Raw genomic sequence first — 22,445 nt, forward strand, 5'->3', positions numbered from 1 at the left:
TTTATTGGAGCCCGCATTGATAGTTAAACAGCACCGGCAGATACATGAACATGCAACCAGTTCCGATGCGACAGATCCAGGTATTTAAAAGCAGATTTTTTTTGGCCGGAATAGGGACTTTCCCCAACCCTGGCGTACTTATTATAGATACAATTTAGATACAGAACTTTTGATCAGCCATGAATGAAAAAGAATTGATACAAAAATTTCTTGACAACAGGTGTACCAAGGAAGAAGGTATCATTGTGCAACAGCTTCTGGAATCGGATCCAAGCGTTTTGGATGAAGTTTTGAATCAGCGCGAATGGGATGAAACCGGTGATGATGAAAAGGAAGAAGACCCGGAACTCAGATCAGAAATATGGCAAAAGGTCAGATCCGGAACAAAAGGCAACTTGATCTGCAGCTGGTTTTTCAGATCTGCCGCGGTTGCTGCCGGTATCCTGTTGGTAATAGCCCTGTGGTTTTTTTACAGCCGCACGAATCGGTTACAACCACGAGAATCGGCCAATGCTGTTCTTTTTGACTCGGTACACCTGGAGCACAATAACTCCGGTCAAATTCGGCGGTTAGCGCTTACTGACGGATCTGTTGTTACCCTGTATCCGGGTGCTTCCATTCGATACAGCACAAATTTCAGGGAGAACAGGAAAATACGGCTTATTACCGGCAGAGCTGCTTTTGAGGTGGCAAAAGACCGGGCGCATCCGTTTGTTGTGCTTTCCGGTGATATTTCGACCACGGCACTTGGAACCAAGTTTATTGTGGATCAGTCTGAAGGCCGGATCAATGTCCGGTTATATGAAGGTAAGGTGGTTGTAAAGCATATTGAAAAAGATACGCAGCGCCAACCTACGTTTCTTTCTCCCGGCGAACAGTGTGTGATCAATACCAAAAAGGGCGGTGTTACCACGATTGCATCCCTTAATAATGAGCAGTTTCAGGATGTATTGCGAAACAGCACGTTGGGAACGGCAAAAGAGGAAATTGTAAAAAGCGGTTTGAAATTTACGAATGAGCCGCTTAGTGATGCGTTTGAGCAGCTGGAGGAAGCGTTTGGGAAACATATTGAGTACAATGCCAAGGAAGTGGAGACGATCTATTTTACAGGTGAATTTTCGGCAGAAGATTCTTTTGATCATATTTTGAATATCCTTACCAAGACGAATGGCTTCATCGTTCAAAATGATCAGGGCGTTATGAATGTTATTAAACCCGCGGATGCCGTTGCAACAGGCCCTATGAAGGAAACCGGAGGAGTAAATGGTAAGCGGCCCAAAACGCCCGCCGCTGATCCGGAGTCTTTCTTAAAATACGATAATGCTTCGTTGGAACAGGTGTTTCGAGAACTGGGAAAAAGATCCGGCGTTGTCATAGAATTCGATAAAGGCGATATAAAGAATAAGTACTTTACAGGAGCCATATCATCAAAGGATGATGTTGGAAAAATAATATCCATTATTTGCAAAATGAACGATCTACAGCTTGTCAGAAATGCTAAAGGATATGGCATTATGAAGTAATCAAAACAACATAAAAACTTAAAATCACGTAATGAGACTCAGACTTAAAATGCTCTGCCTGGGCGGGGTGTGCATGCTATTACTGTCACTGATCCCCTTATATTCGGATGCACAACGAAATACTACAGCAACAGGAACGGTTTTGGATGAAAAAGCGAGCCCTGTAAAAGGAGCGAATGTCACTGTATTTAAGGATACCGATCCCGATCAAAAGTTCAATGCGGTTACCGACTCCAATGGTATTTTTAAGTTTTCTGATTTGCTGGCCGGTACCAAGTATACGTTTACGTTTTCCCATGTCGCTTATGAGCCCCAGACACTAAAAAGCTTGCTTCTGAAAGAAGGGAGTAATAATTCGATGATGGTTAAATTACAGTCCTCTGAAGGTGCCGGTTTGAACGAAGTTGTGGTCGTTGGTTATGGCACTCAGAAAAAAATAAATTTAACCGGGTCTGTTGCGGTGGTGGATGGAAAAAGATTACAAGACAGGCCGGTGAATAATGTTTCCCAGGCTTTGTATGGCACCGTACCGGGGTTAACCATCGCTTATGGCAATAACGGTTTTGAGCCAGGGGCAGCTCCGTCTATACAGATTCGCGGCCAGGGAGCTCCGTATGTGCTGATCGATGGTACGGCTGGCGATATTAATACGCTGGACCCGAATACCATTGAAAGTATTTCAACGTTAAAAGACGCTGCTGCATCGGCCATTTATGGAGCAAGGGCACCTTATGGCGTATTATTGATCACTACCAAATCGGGTACTGCCAACCAAAAACCACAGGTAGATCTTTCTATAAACAGCGGTCCTACAACGATCATCCGTAAACCCAAGATGGTGGATTCCTACACTTTTGCAAGAGCTATGAACCAGATACACGATAACCAGGGTGTAGCCCGTTTATTCTCGGAGACCACCATCGACCGGATCATTGCACATATCGAGGACCCCAGTTTGCCGGAAACCTATCCCAATACCAGTAACCCCAAAAAATGGAATGTTTACGAATTGTCCAACGGGAATAATGACTGGATCGATTTTCATTATGGCTCGGGTTATAGAAGCCAGGAAAACATTTCAGTACGCGGAGGCACTAAAGACGCCAGATATTTCCTTTCGGCGGGCCATGCATATGAAAAAGGTCCATTGCAGGTAGTGGATGACAAGTATAACCGGTATAATATGACGGCTAAAATAGATGCGAACTTAGCCAGCTGGTGGAAACTGAGTTCGAATACCCGTCTTACCAATGAAGTAAGAGACCGGCCTATTTACAATGGAGAAGGCGGTTATGATATCCTGATTCACCAGATATTCCGGACCCATCCGGAAGTATACCTGAAATCTCCCAATGGCTACTATTCGCAATTATCGAGAGTGCCGCAGATGCAGGCGGGGTATGAGAAATTTACCGATAACACGTTGGTACAGCGGCTCGCCACGGAGATCACGCCACTCAAGGGCTGGTCAATCAATGCCGACTATTCTATCGACTATAGACCCAATACCTATGAAGGACTGAACCTGGTAGCATATGAAGACGAGGTGGATGGCTCCCTTGTACCGATTGCATTAACGGTTCCCTCTTATATTTCAAAAAACAAATCGAACAGAACATATAAAGCGCTGAATATTTTTTCCAACTACAAATTTGATATTGCTGCTAGCCATCACTTCGAAGTAATGGCCGGCTATCAGCAGGAGAGCAGTAATTATGACTATTTAAGCGGTTATAAGTCAGAGCTGATTACTCCTGAAGTGCCTTCTATTACCACCGCTACCGGTGAGATGCAGGTTACCGATGACTTATCTCATTGGACAACAGAAGGATACTTTGGAAGGCTGAATTATGATTTTAAGGAAAAATATCTGTTGGAAGCCAACCTGCGCTATGACGGTACCTCAAAATTTGCCGAAGGAAAAAGATGGGGCTCATTTCCTTCCGTTTCTGCTGGTTGGGTTGTTTCAAAAGAAAAGTTCTGGGAGCAGCTATCCGCTTATATACCCTTTTTTAAATTAAGAGCCTCCTGGGGAAGGCTGGGTAACCAGGATGTAACAGCGTACCAGGATCTGGCGTTACTGGATGTAGGTCCCCGGTTGGGCTGGATCATCAATGGAAAAAGGCCTGCTTATACGATGGCGCCTAATTTAATTAATCCGTTGCTTACCTGGGAATCTTCCAGCTCTACCAACTTCGGTATAAACCTGGGATTGCTGCAGAACCGGTTGCAGGTTGAGTTTGAATATTACCAGCGGTTAACATTTGATCAATTAGGACCGGCCAGAACACTACCGGCTGTTTTGGGCACCGCAGTACCAAAGGAAAATAATTCTGAAATGAAGACAACTGGCTGGGACTTTAATATATCCTGGAGAGGAAAAGCCGGCAGTGATTTTTCTTATTCCGTAACCGCGCAAGTATTTGACTATAATAATATTGTCAGCAAGTATCCAAACCCAACGGGACTCCTGGCAAACTCCAACTTTTACACAGGCAAAAACACCGGTGAAATATGGGGGTATGAGACTGTAGGATTGATACAAACCCAGGAAAGGGCCGATGAGATCAATGCCACCAAGTATCAAAATGCTATACACGCACAAACCTGGCGTACCGGTGATGTGGAGTACCGGGACCTGAATGGAGATGGCAAGATCGATTTTGGTAAGAACACACTGACCGATCATGGAGACTTAAAAATTATTGGTAACTCAGCAAGGCGTTACCAGTTTGGCCTTAATTTAACCGCCGCCTATAAAAATATCGACCTCGGGGTATTTATTCAGGGTGTGGGGAAACGCGATTTGTGGTTAACCGGCAATATCTTCTGGGGCTTCAACTCCTGGAATCAGACCTCGCTTTTTGCCAATTCGGATCATTTGGATTATTACAGGGATGTGGAGCCTACCAAGTATTCTGGTTTGGACATTAATAAAGATGCCTATTTCCCCCGTCCTTATAGCACCCAATCCCAATATGCAAAAAACCAACAGGTGCAAACCCGTTACCTGCAGGATGGGGCATACGCCCGGTTAAAAAACGTTCAGCTCGGTTATACCCTTCCGAAGGCAGCGCTCAAATGGACGAGACTTAAAAAAGCCCGCCTTTATTTTTCCGGGGAGAATATATATACACTTACAAAATTGCCTGTTGGATTTGATCCCGAAACAGCGACTTTAGGAGGACTGGGTAATGGTAAAAATATGTTTATGCAGGCTATCTGGGCATTTGGATTAAACATTTCATTCTAAAAGCAAGCTGCTCATAAAATATAAATCAAGTTGAAATTTCGACTGTAAAAAATATAAAGATGAAAAAGTACTTAATCATAATATTACACGTTGTCCTTCTTGTGCTGGGATCCTGCTCCAAAGATTTTTTACAACGGCCACCGCTAACAAGAATTGAAAATGGCGCTTATTGGAAGACGGCGAATGATTTGGGAAACTATACCCTGCAATTCTATAGTCGTTTCCCTTCTTTTGACATTGTTGGCAGCTATATGGGGCTGATCGGCTGGGATGGTACCAGGGGGTCGGACGTTCAAATAACGAGCTCTCCCAGTACGTTATGGAATGGAGCAAGCACCGTTGTAGCTTCAGCATCGCCGATAGCAAATATAGCAAATGGCGAAACGCCTGGTCCCAACTGGAACTGGCAGTATATAAGAAGTATAAATGTTTTTTTCAGTAATTACCAGAAATGTGGCGACCCGTTTGAGAAATACAAGCATTTTTTAGGCGAAGCCCATTTTTTCAAAGCCTGGTTTTATTTTGAAAAGGTAAAGCAGTATGGCGACGTGCCCTGGTATACGGAGCCTATGGTTACTGAATCGGAAGAACTGTATAAAGCGCGGTCTCCCCGTACCGAGGTAGTTGACTCTATACTCTGGCATTTAGATAAGGCAATAGAATATCTTACACCTTTAAAGGATGCTGGTTCCATTGGAGGTAATAACCGTTTGTCTAAAGAAGCTGCGCTGTTGTTTAAATCCCGAGTAGCACTTTATGAAGGCACCTGGCAAAAATATCATAAAGGTACCGCATTCGGAACAGCCGGAGCAGATCCAAATAAGTATTTACGCGCGGCTGCTAATGCTGCGGAAGAGCTGATGGCTCCAACTTATGGACGTTCTTTATATTCCAATAATGAGCCTGCCAATGACTATTGCAGGCTGTTCTCCCTGACCAACCAGGCCAATAACAAAGAAGTGATTCTCTGGAAAGCGTATTCAGTTGGATTAAGCCTGTCGCATTCTTTCCAGATTTATGTTTCGGACCGTACCGCCGGTATCAGCATGACCCTGCAGCAGGTGTACAATTACCTGGACAAAAGTGGTAACGTATATGATTATTTTAATATCGGGAAAGCTGTAAAAGGTAGTGCTTTTCTTACCAAGATAGCCACGGATTGCGACCCCCGTTTAGCCCAAACAATATGGACGCCGGGAGGATTGATGTGGGATAACAGCTACGGCAAGGGCGTATTTTCCAAGCCATTTTTAGATAAGTCCGGAGAAAGCCTCAATAATACCGGGTTCCAGATCAGGAAAGGCAATGACCCTAAAGACCCGCAAGCGGGCAGCGGTGTTGCCTGGAATACGAGCAGTGAAACGGGGGCTATTGTATTTCGCTACGCAGAGGCGTTGCTTAATTATGCTGAAGCCAAAGCAGAGCTTGGGGAAGCCGTGGATTATGCTAAGTCGATCAATTTATTAAGAAAACGGGCGGGTATGCCAGACTTTAAAGTGCAAAGCGACCTTAACAAATCACGTTATGCTGATTACGGTTATGCGATCTCTAATGAGCTTTTTGAAATCAGAAGAGAACGTGAAGTTGAGTTGGGTGCCGAAGGTTTCCGTTATGACGATTTAAGACGTTGGGCGGCACATAATTTATTGAAAGACAAACGCCCAAAGGGTTATCCGCTTGATGCATCGGAATGGGCAAAACCTATTAGTTACAGAACAGATTCCGATGGCTTTCTGGACCCCTATGCAACGGTGCTTCCTAACGGTTATGGTTTTAAGGCAGACCGGGACTATCTGGAATGTATTCCATTAAATGAAATTACCCTGAATCCCAACCTGAAGCAGAACCCGGGTTGGTAGCAGGTTTTGTTTCGCAATACCAGTACAATACACTAAATCATATCAACAAAATGAAAAAAATTGGACGGCATATCTGGATTTCGCTTCTTTTAATTGGCTGCTCTATGCTTGCGAACGGTCAGTCGGCTGCACCCCTGGTGCGTTTCGGGCTGATCGCGGATATCCAGTATGCAAATTTTGATACAAGGGGAACCCGCTTCTACCGCAACTCACTAAAGAAGCTGGAGGAAAGCGTCCGGGAATTTAATAAGGCGAAAGTTCCTTTCATCATTAACCTGGGTGATATAACAGACCGTAACCCGGATGATCTTGCACCGGTATTAAAGGAGCTTGGAAAATTCAGATCGAAGGTGTACCAAACATCGGGCAACCACGATTATAAAGGAGTTAAGGACAATGCGGCGCTTTACCGGAAACTGGGCATGCCCGCAGAATACTATTCCTTTAAGAAAGGCGAATGGCGCTTTGTGATGTTGAATACCAATGAAGTGGCCTCCTATGCAAATGTAACCGGAACATGGAAGGAAGACGAATTAAACCAAATGATACAGACAATTAAACAGGCTAACGGAAATAACGCGGAGGAATACAACGGCGGTATCAGCAGCAGGCAATTGAAATGGCTGCAACAGCAACTTCAAACCGCCGAAAACCGCTCAGAAAAAGTGCTTATTTTTTCACACCATCCTTTTAGCTGCGCAGATGGTCTTACGGCTTTAAATGATAAAGAAGTACTGGCACTGGTATCAAAATTTTCATGTGTAAAAGCCCTTATCGCGGGCCATCATCACGCAGGAGCCTTTTGCGAGGAAAACGCCATTCCATGTATCGTTGCTGAAGGCATGGTTGAAACAGCTGATCAGAATGCTTATGGCATTATTGAACTTTACCCGGACAAACTAACGCTTACTGGTTATGGAAGAATGACATCTAGAACACTTTATTTCAACAAAAAAAAGTAACATGAAAAAGAAAATCGAATTAAAAAATTTTTGGAAAATCGGTAAGTCTGTGGTATTGTTTTCGGCTATCCTGGCGAGCTGTTCAAAGGATGTAAGAGAACCATCGGATGCGGGGCAGCAGGTAAAACCGAGAGGCGTTACATCGGGGCCGGCGATTGTAAGTGCCCACCGGGTAAATGACCTTCTTAAATTGGACGAAGTAAAAAATTCAGGCATCAAAAGCCTGGAGGTTGACATATTCGTAGGAATGAAAAACGGACAGCCCACCTGTCTCATCGGCCATGAAGCGGCAACGGCCACCGGGCAAACGCTGGCAGAATATTTTGCTTATCTGAACCAGAAAATACCGGATTTTGAATCGGTTTGGCTGGATTGTAAGGATCTGAACAGCTCGGCGAATGAAACATTGTTTACGAATACGCTTAACAGTCTGAATACCTTGTACTCCATAAAAAACCGGGTATTAGTGGAAAGCCGGTATATCCCCTACCTGGTTAGTTTTAAACAAAACGGGTGGAAAGTAAGTTACTATTGCAACTGGGAGGATGTGTATGGACAGTCTTCGGCCCAGCAGCAAATCGTGATGGGGCAGATGTATAGCGAGTTAACCACTTACGGTATTGATGGCATTAGCTATGATGCAGCCATCAACACACCAATGAAGAATTATTTTTCAAGTAAAACAGTTGGCGGACAGCCGGTGAAGATGTATTCATGGGATATTTCCCGGTATTACGGAGAGCCCAACCTGAGCACAAAAATCGCCGGATACGACAATTTGGGCATCCTGTTAATCTCTTTTGATCCACCGCAGGCAACGATCGTTGACGGCGCCAACTACCGGATCGTTTCTGAACTTACGGATGAACCCAGTATGTTGGTTGATGTAAATGCAACCTATCCTGTAAACGGTACAAATGTTACGCTTTGGACCTATAACTACCCTACCAGCAACAACCAGGTATGGAAATTGCGGTCCCTGGGCAGTGGGTATTATGCTTTTAAAACACTCGCAGATACAACGAAAGTATTGCATGTTACAGGCGGGGGGTCGGCCAATAGTACACCGGTAGTGGTTTCTGCCTTTAACAATTCCAACGCGCAGAAATGGAAGATCAATTATGTTGGCGGCGGATACTATAATCTTACTCCGGCATGTGCGACTGGTAAAAACCTGGATGTAGACGGCGGGGATGCCTCCAATGGTACACAGATCCAGATATATACGGCACATACCTACGGCTCACAGAAGTTTAGGCTGGTAAAGCAATAAGGCGGGTTTTAGTAAATTAAACCAAAAATCATATAATGAAAGCTACATATAAAATAATCGTTCTGTTATGTGCTTGCTATACATTGTTGTCATCGTGTGATAAGCGATCTGGGATACAGGAAAAGGGTGATGGAGCCAACGCAGGAGCAATAACGGCACGTGCCCTTTCCGATCTTACGGTTGCGATTCCGATGGGAGGAAATTCCTTCGTAATGAATGATGCTACCGGGGCAACCATTTATGACGACAGCAATTTCGGATTGCGTAACTGGACGAATTTGTCGGCGGTAACCAGCACCTATTTTAAGGTGGCTAATACGGGTACCCTGTATCTCGGTATTAAAGGATACGTAACTACCGGAACCAGTGTGGTTCGCCTTACGGTAAACGGTCAGTCCTTTGATGTAACGATGACGGGAGGCGCACCCGCAAAAACCTACTATGCAGGCTCGGTGAATATCAGTACGCCGGGTTATGTTAAGGTGGATCTGAAGGGCATAAGCAAAACTTCCACCTACATTGGGAATATGACCGACATTATGATCGGGGGGCCTGCCGCGGGTACCGGATTGATCTATGCTTCGGATGCCAATAACTTTTACTGGTCGAGAAGAGGGCCTTCGGTGCATCTGAATCATACCCTCACAAGCGGAAATACATATGAATGGATGTATAATGAAGTAACGGTACCTTCCGGCCAGGATGCCATCGGCAGCTATTATATGGTGAACGGCTTCGGGCAGGGTTATTTCGGCTTCCAGGTGAACTCTGCCACCAAAAGGCAGGTATTGTTTTCTGTATGGGATCCATCCAGCGGCTCTACTACTTTAGTTAGCAAAGGTGATGATGTAGTAGATGGAAGCTTTGGTGGCGAAGGTACCGGTGGAAAAAGTTACCTGCTGTTTGACTGGGTTGCAGGCAACACCTACAAATTCCTGACCCGCATACGCCCGGATGGAGCCGGTAATACCCTGTACTCCTCCTGGTTTTATGCCCCAGAAGTAGGTGCCTGGAAGTATATCGCTACCTTTAACCGGCCCAATACCAACACGTATGTTTCCAGCCCCTATTCCTTCCTGGAGAACTTTATCAATACCAATGGCTATATGGGCCGCAAAGCCTATTATTCCAATTTCTGGGGCCGGACAACCGGTGGTACCTGGATCGAATCCACATCTACAACGTTCACCGTAGATGGTAGTGGAAGCAATAACCAGAGAAAGGACTACAAAGGCGGTGTTGAAAATGGCAAGTTCTTTTTACAGAACGGCGGCTTCTTTAATGATTTTGTACAACAAAACACAACGTTTACAAGACCGGCAACAGGAACCCCGCCCAGTGTTAACTTAAATACGCTCCCGACACACTAATCCTCGTTGGTTGTTATATGGACGAGGCCATTTGATATACAAGAATGGCCTCGTTTTCTTAATATTTGAAACGAAGCCGGTATACACTCCTTTAATAAACGTGTTGGCGGCTCCCTATTTTGTATGCAGATAAAAGTAAATTCAGAGATTGGTGCGCTGAAAAAAGTATTGGTGCACAGTCCGGACAGTGGAATCGGAAAGGTGATCCCTTCAAAGGCACAGGACTGGCTTTTTGAGGATATCGTACATCTCGATACCATCCGGAGAAAAGAATATGATTATTATACAAAACTGCTGCTGTTTTTTCTGGATCCGCTCCTGATAAAAGGCAGACTGGAATCGGTTGATAATCCCGCGAATAATTTTCATTTTTACAAGCCCGGCAAGCCCGGCTTTCACCATTCAGAAAATGTTATAGAAATACAGCAACTGCTTGCGGAGATATTGCGCGATAAGACGATCCGGCAAAAACTGGTGGCTTCTGTTTGTGCGATAGAAAACTGTTCTTATCATACACAGGAGCTGTTGCTGGAACAGCCGCCGGATGAACTCTCGATGATCTTTATCAGCGGAACGGGCACGAACCTGGACATGTTGTTTCCGCCGGTGCCTAATTTTATCTTCACAAGGGATATTGGCATTGTTATCAATGATCACATCTTGCTGAACAAGCCTGCAAAAAAAGCACGGTTGCGCGAAGCATTGCTGATGAAATACATCTTCTTTAATCATCCCATGTTCAGCAAATACCGCTCAAAAATCATAGAATTAGCCGATAGTCCCTATCATTTTCTGCTTCCGGTGGATGTGGATGCCTATAATGTTACACTCGAAGGCGGGGATGTGATGGTTGTAAATAAAGATCACGTAATTATTGGCATCAGTGAGCGTACCAGCACGGCTGCGGCGCAACAGGTGGCCACCCTTCTTTTCGAAAAAAACATTGTGCGTAAGGTAACCTTGGTGCAGATACCCAAGAAGAGGGAATACATGCATATTGACACCATTTTTACCCAGGTACGGAAAGATACCTGGGTATTGTTGGGCGCATTTTCCGGGAAGCAGCCACAACAGCGTTCCGGTAACGTTATCTTGCCACAGATTGAAGATCAGCAACCGGAAACAACGATTTCAATTATACAGTTCAACAAGCAGCATATTTCAAAACCGGTGCGTTTCTCTAACCTGGAGGACCTGCTTTCCGATATTAGCAGGAAGGATCTGAAAGTGAAGGGGAAGATCACTTTTATCCATTCGGGTAATGATGTATTTCCATTTGACCTGCGGGAGCAGTGGACGGATAGCTGCAACCTGCTGGCGTTGCGGGAAGGAGTGGTTGTGGGGTACGACAGGAATGATAAAACCCTGGAGGCCTTCCGGAATGCGGGCTTCAGGATCATTGATGTACGGGAATTGTTACCTCAGTTGGAACGTGGCGCCACCAGCACAAAGGCGTTGAAAAATGTTTTTATAACCATACCATCTGCAGAGCTTTCAAGAGCGCGCGGCGGATTTCATTGCATGAGTATGCCGCTGCTTCGCGATGATCTGTAGAAAATAATACCTGCAATAATGATATCTGTATGCAAATAACTTCTCAATTATTAATGATTCGTCCTGGTGCGTTTGGTTTTAATAAAGAAACAGCTGTAAACAATGCTTTTCAGAAAATGAATGTTGACTGGAACGTAAATGAAAAAGCACAGCAGGAATTTGACCAGATGACAGATCTCCTCAGGTACAACAAAATTGACGTGCATATCATACAGGACCGGGCACAACCCTACACGCCGGATGCTGTTTTCCCTAACAACTGGATTTCCACCCATCCGCATGCAAAAGCGGTGCTCTATCCAATGTTTGCATCTAACCGGCGGGCAGAGCGTGCAAAGGGCGTGTTGGAAGCGTTGCAGGAGCAATTTGAGATTGTTTCCACGCTGGATCTTACCGGTTATGAGGAAGAAGGCTACTTTCTTGAAGGAACCGGCAGTATGGTACTGGACCGACTGAATCAGCGGGCCTATGCCTGTATTTCACCCCGTACCAGTGCACGCGTATTGTATGATTTTTGTGAGGCACTTGATTTTACCCCGGTGATATTCGATGCCACGGATCGCAACGGCACGCCTGTTTATCATACAAACGTAATGATGAGCGTTGCCGATGATTATGCCATTATTGCTCAGGATACGATTAAAGACCGGTCGCAACGCTACCTGGTGCTTCAGTCTTTTTTAAAAGCAAGAAAGGAGATCGTTTTTATCAGCCTGGAGCAAATGGAGCATTTTGCGGCAAATGCCCTGCAGGTGAAAAGTACCGATGGGCAGCGGTTTTTAGTGATGTCGGAGGCCGGATATCGATCACTTTCCCGGCAACAGCGAAAGCAGATAGAAAAATTCAATCCGATCCTTCACTCGCCGCTGGATACGATTGAGCAAAATGGAGGAGGCAGTGCCCGGTGCATGATCGCTGAAATATTTTTGCCCCAGCATGCAGGGGAGCAGGAAGCTGACCGACACGAACTCTTGTAATAATAGATTAGGGCATGATTGCAATGCACAGTACGATTAAAATAATTACGTCTGTTTAACGGACAAAAAAAGCTAGACAAGTAGCAATCAATCTCTAATGCCTGCTTTTTCTAAAGCGGGCATTTTCTGTAATGGTAACCGGTCTTATTCCGGTAGGGCGGGGAGAATGGAGCTAACGGGTATGCTGACCTATATCGTATTTTTTGAGATGCGCAATGTCGTATGTACCTGTATCGTTATTGTTTTCTGTTTTGGTTTCAACAACAGGCGCAGTATGCCGGCGGCGATTTGTTGCTTTCATAAATGTTAGCGTATGTCTTGAACGCCTGCCATACCGCGGGGTGAAAGTTTGGGCGCCGTTATTTTTTAGTACTTTATACTATTTAAACAGGAGATGCAGGCGAACGGCACCAGGAATTGCATGAAATACGTGGGCTGCGCTCGTTGCCTGATCTCCTGTTCTTTGGAATCTGCTTGCTGTTAGTGCGTTGGTAAGTTGCTGAGATCAACGCCGGGCGGTGTTCCTGTTGCCGGTCTTGTAAACGTTGTGTTTTGTTGTACAAAATCATTAAAGAAGCCGCCGTTCTGTAAAAAGAACTTGCCATCTTCAACACCGCCTTTGTAGTCCTTTCTCTGGTTATTACTTCCGCTGCCGTCTACGGTAAATTTTGTAGATGTGGATTCGATCCAGGTACCACCGGTTGTCCGGCCCCAGAAATTGGAATAATAGGCTTTGCGGCCCATATAGCCATTGGTATTGATAAAGTTCTCCAGGAAGGAATAGGGGCTGGAAACATAGGTGTTGGTATTGGGCCGGTTAAAGGTGGCGATATACTTCCAGGCACCTACTTCAGGGGCATAAAACCAGGAGGAGTACAGGGTATTGCCGGCTCCATCCGGGCGTATGCGGGTCAGGAATTTGTAGGTGTTGCCTGCAACCCAGTTAAACAGCAGGTAGCTTTTTCCGCCGGTGCCTTCGCCGCCAAAATTTCCATCGATCACGTCATCGCCCTTGCTGATCAAGGTAGTAGATCCGCTGGATGGATCCCATACAGAAAACAATACCTGCCTTTTGGTGGCAGAGTTCACCTGGAAGCCGAAATAGCCCTGCCCGAAACCGTTTGCCATGTAGTAGCTTCCGATGGCATCCTGGCCGGAAGGAACCGTTACTTCACTGTACATCCATTCATACGTATTTCCGCTTGTGAGGGTATGATTCAGATGCACCGAAGGTCCTCTTCTCGACCAGTAAAAATTACTGGCATCCGACGCATAAATCAATCCCGTACCCGCTGCCGGACCACCGATCATGATATCCGTGAGATCGGCGATATAAGTTTTGGTTTTGCTCACACCTTTTAAATCGACCTTAATATAACCCGGCGAGCTGATGTTTATGGCTCCGGCATAATAATTTTTTTTAGTGGCGCCGCTAAGCGTCATGTCAAACGACTGACCATTGACCGTTAGGCGGATGGTACTGGAACCGCCGCTTTGCGCCTTTCCTTTTACGCCCAAATATAAAGTACCGGTATTGGCCACTTTAAAATAGGTGCTGATAGTGGCCGATAAGTTCGTCCAGTCGTGCAGGCCGTAATTATTGTCGTCATAAATAGTGGCCCCGCTTGCGCCATTGGTTACAAAGGCATTTCCTCCCATGGGAATGGCAACTGTAAGATCGGAAAGAGCTCTCGGATCAGTTGTTGCGGCAACCTCGGGAGCATCATCATGAGTACTGGTTTTGGAGCAGGCGCATAAGCCAACTGCAATATAGGTTATGAACAGGCATTTGATCAGTTTCATAAATGTGATTTTTAAATTTATAAATATTAAATGAACCTTTTTTCAATGCTTTGTCGTATAACTTATATCCCCTTACTTTATCGTATAACTGTTCAGCCGGAAACATTTGTTTCCCCGGTTTTATCGGTAACAAGCCTCGCACTGCAGGTCGTTGCAGCAGTAGCGTTAGTGTAAACGGTAAATGGATGGTGAGGGTCTCTGGCAATTTCGACAACAACCTTTCCATACATCAGTTGTATATTCCTGTTCAGCCTGAAATTACGCTGGTATTGGATACAGGAGTTGGGGTATAATATCGCAGTAGACCCATCTGGCAAGGTCAATCGTTGTATGTCTTTTGAGTTATTGTAAGCTGCACGCTCCCCGTTGGGTGCAGCGTTTTTTCTGTCCACTGCAACGGTATCGGATGTAGCGCTGGTTTCAGCGATGATCGAATTATAAGAGGCATCGGCCGTTACCTTGAAAAACATCTGGCTGGGTGCAATACTCGTGGTGACGTTCTGCCAGATTTCTTTTTTTAAAAATGAAGGATGAGACGCTGCAAATCTTTCACAATTATTCCAGTCTTTCAAATTGAAGATGCGGTCTACGGCATCAGGATCGTCTTCGAAAATGTTTTCCATGAGGGCGACTTCCTCCGGGGTGCATTTGTTTGCAAAAAACTTTTGTATCAGCGCATTTTTGTCCATTGATGAATCGGCTGTATGTATATTAAGTACGCTGATTTCATCCAAACCCCCTATTTGGGAAGAGAAATAATTTTCATGTCTGGCTGGCTCTATTGCTGCTTAAAGAACAGACGGCGCACAACCTTACGCGCCGTTTTATTCCCGTTTCCGGGTGGTCCGGGAAGCGCCGTTTCGCAATAGTATCAGGATAGATAAATTTCTTTTTCCCTGATAGGGAGTTTTTATATGTAAAACGTACTTTATATTAATGAGGTATCCGAACTGATGTAAAAGTTCATTTGATAATCGCTTTCTGCGGATGAATTCGTTTAGTTTAGAGTACTGATCTGGATAGTTGAACAATCAATGTCAATCGTTAATCGCAATGCACGATTCGAAGCCCCCTTTTGGGGGCTTCTCTTTTTATGTATGCCTCAGAACAATGAGGCTGCTTTGAGGGAACAGAAGCCTGGTATAGGAAGAAAGCATGTATTTAGCTGTTTAAGCGCCTGATTATTTTTCCGGGTTTTTTTAGATAGCCTGCAAGTGACAGATCGAAAAGTTAAATTCCATTTAAAATTTTTTTCCGGGGCAATAGGGAGTTCTTTTGAAGCCAGCGTACTTATTAATATATAGGGCCCTTTAGTTAATGATAAATTAACGGAATAGTAATCGTTTAAAAAACTTTCTGGCATGAGCAGTCATGGACTGTATGTCAATTGCTGATATTATAGCTGCGCATTAAATGATATGGAGGTTCCGGAAGATTTGAATTAAGAATTGAATAATTGCGCTGGTAGCTATTTTACCTTGTAATTGTGTAAAACACGCAGACTACTCTAAACCGAATTGTTGATAATGAAAAGAAGACCACTCTTAAGCCTCACCATTTTTTTTGGTTGCCTTGTTTTTTGTGGAGCATGTAAAAGAGAGATTCGAACTCCGTATGAGGATGAAAAGGCCGGCAATGAAGCACAGTATAGCAGTCACCGGTTGAATGACAGTACGATTATACATCGGTTTGTAGTAGATGGCACCGTCAATTTTGTTAATGAGACCAACGGGCTTTATTATTACAGTGATGATATTGTGCTTACGCCGGAGCAGTTTGGAATGCTGAAGCATCTTTCCAGTCATTTACCGACCACGCAAAGAAGTACCATCACGCAACGTTTTATTCAAACCTGGCCCAATGGGGTTGTTTACTACCGGTTACCCGTAAATGACGGCAGTTTAACAAGTACACAGTACGGCAATTTTCTAAGAACGATTGATTCGGCATTTAACGTTATTGAGTCGCGCACACCCGTAAGATTTGTAGAACGGAGCACGCAAGCAGAGTATATAACATTTGTAAAGTCTACAGGAAACAGTTCTCCGTTAGGGTGGAGCAAGAACCGGGTAAATACGATTCAGCTTTATAACTATACGCACCCGTACATTACGGCCCATGAGATCATGCACTCTTTGGGCATCAAACATGAGCAATGCCGGCCTGACAGGGATCAGTATGTAGTTGTTGACTTGTCGAAAGTGGAAGCAGGTAAGGAGCATAATTATAACATTGCGTTTGATTACGCCGGGGAAGGTCCTTTTGATTTCGGGTCCGTGATGTTATACAGTTCCACTTCTTTTGCTATTGATTCAGATGATCCGCCCATGACTCGCCTGGACGGCAGTACATTTGTCGGGCAGCGCAGTCGTCTTTCGGAGGGGGATTTCGCAGGGATCACGCATTTATATGCTCCCTTTAACACGGCTGCGCTTACGAATGGCATATATCGTATTGGTACACCCTTGAGCAGCGCTAAAAGTTTTGATATTCAGGGCGGACGTACGGATAACGGAACCCCGGTGATTCTTTATTCCAATCATACCGGCAAAAACCAGCAGTTCCTGTTCCGAAAAGTTGAGCATGGCTATTTTATCATTAAGTCGATGGTAGACACGAGTAAGGTTTTAACCGTGCGGTCGGCGGGAACTGCGAACGGCACGGTAGTGGAACTCAAAGCCTACGCCGGAACAGACGCACAAAAATGGTATTTATATAACCTGGGGAATAACGGCTTTGGTTTTTCACCCAAACATGCATCATCACTGCGCCTGGAGATAAAGGGTGGTCAGACCTCGGATCTGACACCCATAGTAGTGGGGGCAGTATCTGATAATGCAACAAAACAACAGTTTGTGTTAACAAAACTTAATTAACCAGTTAACAAAAAACGCGTAAAAAAGTGTTGATGACTGCCGGGTGCCTTGGAGCCTGTTGAGGTTTCCGGAGCAGCAGGGCGGTAACCAATGCGCACTCCCTGTACCTTCTGAACTTGCTAAATCGTATAACTATTAATGAGCCTTTAAACATGAAAAAGCATTGCATTTTTAATTGTCTTTTAGAGCAGCTCCATATTATGAAATATAAGGAGGGAGATGAATGTGCTGCCGGGCCCTGAAACGGCATCCTGCCCGGAATCCTATTTAGCCCTTCTTTCCGGCATGTGTTAAACGCGCGTAGTGCAGACCAGGAGCGCTGTTAACTGTAATGAATAACTAATAAAACGGTCAATATGAAAGCCATTAAACCGCCTATACCTGTTTGGTCAGCGCAGGAATGATTTTGTTATAAAAGTCCTTGCGCGACTTTGTAATACCCGATTTGTTAAGTATTGTATTTACCTGGCAATATTGCCTTAAGGAGATGTATTGCCTTACAACTCAAAATTACTTATCGTATTCTTTTACGTTCCTGGTTAATGATGTAACCGGAGCAAAAATATAAGAACCATGAATACCAATCTACTTTTAAGACCTGCCATTAAACCTGCTGTTTTGTTTGTCCTGCTTATGTTCCTGTCATCACTCAGAGGATACATGACATATGCCCAGGTAACCAATGCTGCTTTCAATACGTATGAGCCATTGGTGCTCGCCAAATTTCCGGCACTTACTGTTGCAAAGGGCAATAGTGGGCTATTGGCCGGGAACTTTCAAAATGAAGCAACGGTCATTGATAACGATGTTACCAATACCTCAAGCTGGCAGGCGCTTTTATCGGTGCTGTCATCCGCATGGGTTGAAGTGCATGATCCCCTGGCCGTGGGACCCAATGCATACCCAGCCGGGTCTTATGCCGGTTTTGTAATTGGCACGGGAACACTGCTGGATATAACCAGCAACATAAAACTGGAAACGTTCCTTGGTGCTACCTTACAGGAAACCTACAATGCATCCAACGGGATCGCGTCTGTATCGTTGCTTGGCGGAGGTAAGGGACGCGTCGGATTTGTTACGGCCAAGAGCTTCGACCGTATCCGGATTACTTTTTCCGTAACAGGAATTGGTACAACACGGAGGGTATATCACGCAGAAATTTTGCGGCCGCAAGCCGGACCAGCGCCCGCCTGTAATGTAAGCACGCCATTCGTGCAGAATGTTTATCCGGCAACGGTAAGTACCGGAACAACCGGTCTTAGCGCAGATTTGCTGGGACAGGTTTTTTCCAATATAGAAAATGTGGTTGATCCGAGTACAGCCAATTCGGCAACGATCACCATGCCCAATATAAACGTACTTGCTTCAGCGCATGTTGCTGTAAGAAATGCAGGATCTGCATTGCCGGCGGGTTATTTTGCAGGCTTTATTGTATCCAATGCATCGCTTGCCAGTGGTAGTTTGATTTCTAATTCTAAGGTAACTACCTATTTAGATGGTATAGAACAGGAAAGCGCAACCGGAAATAGTTTGATGCTTTCCCTGCCTGTTTTGACAGGCTCATCACAGCAAACGCTTGGCTTTGCAACCACCAAGGCGTTTGATGAAATACGCTATACAATTTCGCAACCGGTGGGTGTTAATATTGGCGAAACCCAGGTGTATGCGGCTGTGATTAAGCGTTTCTGCGCGGGTACGCTGCAATGTAACACCCTTACTCGTATGAATGCGAATGTACAGCAACCGGTATATGTGGATATGTTCCATACGGGCATCAATAACGTAGCCTGCGCCAGTTGCGCTATTTCCGGGATGGATGCCATGATCGACGGCAATGCGAACACCTATGCAACCATGACATTTACAGCCAGTATCGGTGTTTCGGGCAGTGTTGCTGTAAGGGATGCTGTTACAACCTATGCAGTGGGGACCTTTGCCGGATTTGATGTGGAAACAAATACACTGCTGAATATAAATGCGCTGAATGCAGCAACCGTACAACTGTTAAAAGAAGGGGTGGTTGTACAGTCGGGTACCGGCAACGCGTTAATTATTGGGGGAACGTCTAATTTGCTTACCGGTACCACGCGGCAAACAGTGGGGTTGATTGCCAATACCGAATTTGATGAAGTAAAGCTCACCTTCAGCCAGCTTGCCGGCGGCGATCTGGGCAATGTGAAAATTTATGATGCGGTATGGCAAAAGAACTGTGCAGGATCGCTTCCCTGTAATACTACCGTGTTGCTGAAGACTCCGGAGTATGGAGTGGTCATTGATGGTGCCCGTACCGGAATTACAGGCGCGGCTTGTGCTGCATGTAAGGTTGGGGATGCCTGGAATCTGGTGAATGCCAATCCCACGGATTACGCCAATATTCAATTGATAGCGGGAATCGGAACCCAGGGGTCGATTGCTGTGGCGGACGGTGCCAATACATACCCGGCCGGAAGCTTTGCAGGCTTTATGATCCGCGATAATAACGGGTTGCTGTTCGGCGATCTGCTTAGTGCGATTACTATTACGACTTATAACAATGGTGCGCAGGTTGAATCTAAATCGGCCAGTCAATTGATCGGACTAACCGTTTTATTGCCCATATTTAATAACTATGGTGTCCGGAATGTGGGCTTCATCACCACCCAGCCCTATGATGAGATCCGTTTCACCGTAAATTCGCTGGGAACAGCTATCCGGAATATGGATGTATTCAATGCTGTTATTGATACCCGCTATGTTGTTCCGGGAACGCCGGGCCTGAATTGCTCTGTATTCAAAACCAGCCCGGATATCAATTATACCACGATTAATAAGCCTGTTACCGGCTCTTTGGAAACCAATGACCAGGTGCCATCGGGAACCACGTATACTAATGCGGTTCCGGTAAATGGAGCCGATGGACAGGCGAATCCCGCCAATGCTACCATCAACCTGAATTCGAATGGTACATATACGTTCAGCACCGCCACACCTGGTATATATAGTTATAGTACCACCATATGTACCGGCTCTGGTAATTGCGAGGTGCAGAACCTGACGGTTTCCGTTACGGATCCCGGATCGAATGCAAATCTTCCGGTGGTTAATACCGATGCTACAGCCACGAATACAGGAAAACCGGTTACCGTAGCCATACTTGCGAATGATCATGGCAGCAACCCCGGTGGTACATTGGGTACACCTGTGGTATCAGATGCTCCGACGCACGGAACGGCCGCCATCAACGGCAATAATACACTTACGTATACGCCCGAAGCGGGGTTTGTTGGAAAAGACACCATCACCTATACGGTTTGCGAAAATCCGGGGAACAAATGCGGCCAGGCGTATGTGATTGTAGATGTAAGGCCGGTTGAGATCAATTCAACGGCAGCGGCAGACGATTATAATCAAACCCTTTCGGGCACAGCGGTGAGCGGCAACATAAAAACAAATGATGTTGATCCGGAGGGTGATCCCCAATCCATCACGCCGCAAAATGTTACCAATAGCTATGGTACCTTTGTACAGAACACAGATGGCAGCTATACGTTTACGCCGGCTGCAGGTTTTGCCGGTACCGCACAATTCAAATATAACAATGCCGATAATAAAGGTGCAGTCGCAAATGCAACCCTGTATGTGTATACTAAAGGTAGCGGGGCGGAGGGTAACGGACTGACAAATCCCGATATTAATTATACTACCGTTAATAAACCGGTTACCGGTTCAGTGGCTTCAAACGATCAGGTGCCGTCGGGAACCACGCTCACGTATTCCAACGCAGTGCCGGTAAATGGCGCAGACGGTCAGCCGAATCCTTCCGGAGCAACGATCAACCTGAATCCTAATGGCGATTATACATTTTCTGCCAGCGCGATAGGGGTGTACAGTTATAATGTTACGGCCTGTACAGGCGGCAATGCCTGTGAAGCACAAAATCTGACCATTACCGTAACGGATACTACTTCGAATATAAACCCTCCGGTGGCCAATACAGATATTGCTACAACAAATATGGAAGCACCGGTGAATATAAAGGTACTGGTGAACGATCACAGCAGTAACGGGGGTACATTGGGAACGCCAGTGATCGTCGACGCTCCATCCTCCGGAACCGCATCGGTAAACCCGGATAAAACAGTGACCTATGTTCCTGCAACAGGATTTACCGGGAAGGATTCTCTTACCTATAGTATCTGTGAAACTCCTGGAAACAAATGCAGCGTTGCATATGTGATCATAGACGTAAAACCGGCAGCAGCGAATACAACAACAGCATCAGATGACTTTGCAGAAACGATAATCGGCACCGCAGTAACAGGTAATGTAAAAACAAATGATATGGATGCAGAAGGCGATCCTCAGGCAATTACTACCCAAAATGTTACGAATAGTTATGGCACATTTGTGCTAAATGCGGATGGCACGTATACTTATACACCTGCAACAGGTTTTATAGGAACTGCCCAGTTTACCTATACCAACACAGACAGTAAGGGCGCCAAAGCCTTGGCTACCTTGTACATAAATGTGAAGGGATCGGTAATCGATCTGAGTATCAGTATCCTGGCCGAGCCTACCCAGGTAGTGGGAGCGAAGGCAGTAGGATTGCGGGTAACCACGTATACCACTAATGGTAACGCAACTACAACGTCGCCGGTGTATATACTGATTGCCAAGTCGCCCAACTTTACACTGGAAGCGTATAATCCCAGCTTATCTACGATAAACGGGCAACCGGTACAAAATGCAGATTGGGAATATGTGGGAGTAGACGCCAATAATGTGAACTATGTCTTTAAACTTGGCGGCACCAACCAAAAGCAAACAATTGCGGGAGCCTCTGCATCGATATTTGGTATCACCGTTTCCTTCAACGCGGGCAGCACATCAGGGTCTGATAATATTTTAGCAAGAATATTCGGCGGCTCCGGAGGCGAAAGTATAGAAAGCAATAATACAGATACAGAAACCATTAAGTATACGCCTTCCTCAGGCAACTGATGGTAAATAGTT

Annotated in this window: 12 protein-coding genes; 10 read left to right on the top strand and 2 right to left on the bottom strand. The window is 45.3% G+C overall.

Going from position 1 to position 22,445, the window contains the following annotated elements; translation table 11 throughout:
* Positions 1–179: 179 nt before the first annotated feature.
* From LQ567_RS20135 to ctlX, 8 genes are all read left to right on the top strand, one after another.
* Positions 180–1,523, top strand: a complete 1,344-nt coding sequence (locus tag LQ567_RS20135) for a FecR family protein (RefSeq protein ID WP_231007524.1) — start codon at positions 180–182, stop codon at positions 1,521–1,523.
* A gap of 31 nt (positions 1,524–1,554) precedes the next feature.
* On the top strand, positions 1,555–4,776 hold the full coding sequence (locus LQ567_RS20140) for a SusC/RagA family TonB-linked outer membrane protein (RefSeq protein WP_231007525.1): 3,222 nt from the start codon (positions 1,555–1,557) through the stop codon (positions 4,774–4,776).
* A 59-nt stretch (positions 4,777–4,835) separates the two neighbouring features.
* On the top strand, positions 4,836–6,635 hold the full coding sequence (locus LQ567_RS20145) for a RagB/SusD family nutrient uptake outer membrane protein (RefSeq protein ID WP_231007526.1): 1,800 nt from the start codon (positions 4,836–4,838) through the stop codon (positions 6,633–6,635).
* Between the two features lie 50 nt (positions 6,636–6,685).
* Entirely contained in the window at positions 6,686–7,597 is a 912-nt protein-coding gene (locus tag LQ567_RS20150; RefSeq protein ID WP_231007527.1) for a metallophosphoesterase, read from the top strand.
* 1 nt (position 7,598) lies between these two features.
* Complete coding sequence (locus LQ567_RS20155; RefSeq protein WP_231007529.1) at positions 7,599–8,870, top strand: RICIN domain-containing protein; 1,272 nt, start codon at positions 7,599–7,601, stop codon at positions 8,868–8,870.
* A 35-nt stretch (positions 8,871–8,905) separates the two neighbouring features.
* Positions 8,906–10,240 carry a DUF3472 domain-containing protein gene (locus LQ567_RS20160; RefSeq protein WP_231007530.1) on the top strand — a complete coding sequence of 445 codons (1,335 nt, stop codon included), beginning with the start codon at positions 8,906–8,908 and terminating at the stop codon, positions 10,238–10,240.
* Positions 10,241–10,363: 123 nt separating this feature from the next.
* Positions 10,364–11,794 (top strand): arginine deiminase family protein, encoded by a 1,431-nt coding sequence (locus LQ567_RS20165; protein ID WP_231007531.1) that lies wholly within the window; start codon positions 10,364–10,366, stop codon positions 11,792–11,794.
* Between the two features lie 29 nt (positions 11,795–11,823).
* Positions 11,824–12,771 carry a citrulline utilization hydrolase CtlX gene (ctlX, locus tag LQ567_RS20170; RefSeq protein WP_231007532.1) on the top strand — a complete coding sequence of 316 codons (948 nt, stop codon included), beginning with the start codon at positions 11,824–11,826 and terminating at the stop codon, positions 12,769–12,771.
* 480 nt (positions 12,772–13,251) lie between these two features.
* On the opposite strand, the gene LQ567_RS20175 is transcribed toward ctlX, so the two are convergent.
* Together LQ567_RS20175 and LQ567_RS20180 are read right to left on the bottom strand one after the other, a co-directional pair.
* Positions 13,252–14,574: a DUF3472 domain-containing protein gene (locus LQ567_RS20175; RefSeq protein ID WP_231007533.1), complete on the bottom strand. Its 1,323-nt coding sequence runs from the start codon at positions 14,572–14,574 to the stop codon at positions 13,252–13,254.
* 92 nt (positions 14,575–14,666) lie between these two features.
* The gene (locus LQ567_RS20180; RefSeq protein ID WP_231007534.1) at positions 14,667–15,197 is read right to left on the bottom strand and encodes a FecR domain-containing protein; all 531 of its coding nucleotides are present in this window, start codon (positions 15,195–15,197) and stop codon (positions 14,667–14,669) included.
* Positions 15,198–16,100: 903 nt separating this feature from the next.
* On the opposite strand from LQ567_RS20180, the gene LQ567_RS20185 reads away from it, so the two are divergent.
* Positions 16,101–17,450, top strand: a complete 1,350-nt coding sequence (locus tag LQ567_RS20185; protein ID WP_231007535.1) for a M12 family metallopeptidase — start codon at positions 16,101–16,103, stop codon at positions 17,448–17,450.
* Between the two features lie 573 nt (positions 17,451–18,023).
* A complete protein-coding gene (locus tag LQ567_RS20190; protein WP_231007536.1) occupies positions 18,024–22,433 on the top strand; it encodes a beta strand repeat-containing protein in 4,410 nt (1,469 codons plus the stop codon).
* Positions 22,434–22,445: the final 12 nt, after the last annotated feature.

Origin of the sequence: Niabella pedocola (assembly GCF_021044425.1) — a bacterium.
Classification (GTDB): domain Bacteria; phylum Bacteroidota; class Bacteroidia; order Chitinophagales; family Chitinophagaceae; genus Niabella; species Niabella pedocola.

What these genes read in the sequence shown, in the direction of transcription:
- LQ567_RS20135 (WP_231007524.1), top strand. Translation starts at nt 180, where the DNA reads ATGAATGAAAAAGAATTGATACAAAAATTTCTTGACAACAGGTGTACC.
- LQ567_RS20140 (WP_231007525.1), top strand. Translation starts at nt 1,555, where the DNA reads ATGAGACTCAGACTTAAAATGCTCTGCCTGGGCGGGGTGTGCATGCTA.
- LQ567_RS20145 (WP_231007526.1), top strand. Translation starts at nt 4,836, where the DNA reads ATGAAAAAGTACTTAATCATAATATTACACGTTGTCCTTCTTGTGCTG.
- LQ567_RS20150 (WP_231007527.1), top strand. Translation starts at nt 6,686, where the DNA reads ATGAAAAAAATTGGACGGCATATCTGGATTTCGCTTCTTTTAATTGGC.
- LQ567_RS20155 (WP_231007529.1), top strand. Translation starts at nt 7,599, where the DNA reads ATGAAAAAGAAAATCGAATTAAAAAATTTTTGGAAAATCGGTAAGTCT.
- LQ567_RS20160 (WP_231007530.1), top strand. Translation starts at nt 8,906, where the DNA reads ATGAAAGCTACATATAAAATAATCGTTCTGTTATGTGCTTGCTATACA.
- LQ567_RS20165 (WP_231007531.1), top strand. Translation starts at nt 10,364, where the DNA reads ATGCAGATAAAAGTAAATTCAGAGATTGGTGCGCTGAAAAAAGTATTG.
- ctlX (WP_231007532.1), top strand. Translation starts at nt 11,824, where the DNA reads ATGCAAATAACTTCTCAATTATTAATGATTCGTCCTGGTGCGTTTGGT.
- LQ567_RS20175 (WP_231007533.1), bottom strand. Translation starts at nt 14,574, where the DNA reads ATGAAACTGATCAAATGCCTGTTCATAACCTATATTGCAGTTGGCTTA.
- LQ567_RS20180 (WP_231007534.1), bottom strand. Translation starts at nt 15,197, where the DNA reads ATGGAAAACATTTTCGAAGACGATCCTGATGCCGTAGACCGCATCTTC.
- LQ567_RS20185 (WP_231007535.1), top strand. Translation starts at nt 16,101, where the DNA reads ATGAAAAGAAGACCACTCTTAAGCCTCACCATTTTTTTTGGTTGCCTT.
- LQ567_RS20190 (WP_231007536.1), top strand. Translation starts at nt 18,024, where the DNA reads ATGAATACCAATCTACTTTTAAGACCTGCCATTAAACCTGCTGTTTTG.